This window comes from Rhizobium sp. S163, assembly GCF_030380805.1.
Taxonomy (GTDB): domain Bacteria; phylum Pseudomonadota; class Alphaproteobacteria; order Rhizobiales; family Rhizobiaceae; genus Rhizobium.
Genome location: NZ_JAUDSA010000011.1, coordinates 1 through 656 on the forward strand (window position 1 = coordinate 1; position 656 = coordinate 656).

General features: G+C 59.4%; 1 protein-coding gene. It reads right to left on the reverse strand.

Annotated elements, in window-relative coordinates; genetic code table 11:
- Positions 1-165: 165 nt before the first annotated feature.
- The gene (tnpB, locus tag QTL96_RS10030) at positions 166-360 is read right to left on the reverse strand and encodes an IS66 family insertion sequence element accessory protein TnpB (protein WP_289727649.1); all 195 of its coding nucleotides are present in this window, start codon (positions 358-360) and stop codon (positions 166-168) included.
- Positions 361-656 lie beyond the last annotated feature (296 nt).

A 656-nucleotide genomic window follows, 5' to 3' on the forward strand; every position in this document is an offset into this window, starting at 1 on the left:
CTATCCGGTCATCCTTGCGGACTTCACGCGCTTGCGCCGCGATCAGCATCGCCTTCAAGGCAGCAATATCGTCCGGCAAATCAGCGACGTCCAACATGCAGGAAGTTTATCAAACTCTGCCTCGTCTCGCCGTCCGGATTTGACGCCCGAGTCATCATGTCGCACCTATTCGATTGCGATGGGCGCTCTTGCTTCAACGGAACGGACCCTACGCCAATCGAATCCCGCAAACAGCGCCTCGAACTGGGCATGCCCTAAGGTCATCAAGCCGTCCCGGATATCGGGCCAAGTGAACGTGTGCTCCTCCAGCCGCTTGTAGGCCATCACCAGACCGCTGCCATCCCAATAGATCAGCTTCAACCGGTCAGCCTTGCGTGATCGGAATATGAAGACTGTCCCCGTGAACGNACGCAAGCACGTACGACAGCGGCGATCCTCGCGCCCGACGCGCCTTCTTCCAGACGGATCGTGACACCGCCGACGATGATCTCGGGACGGCTGGCTTTTTTGATCGGCGGCTCCGCAACAGGTGGATCGACGATGACTGCTGCGAACTCTACCGCATCCACGGGTGCAGGCAGAACCAGCTTGCCCTGCCGGGCCATCGTTCTCCAAGTCGATAGGTGGTTCGGCTTCAGCCCATGTCGCTCAGCGAC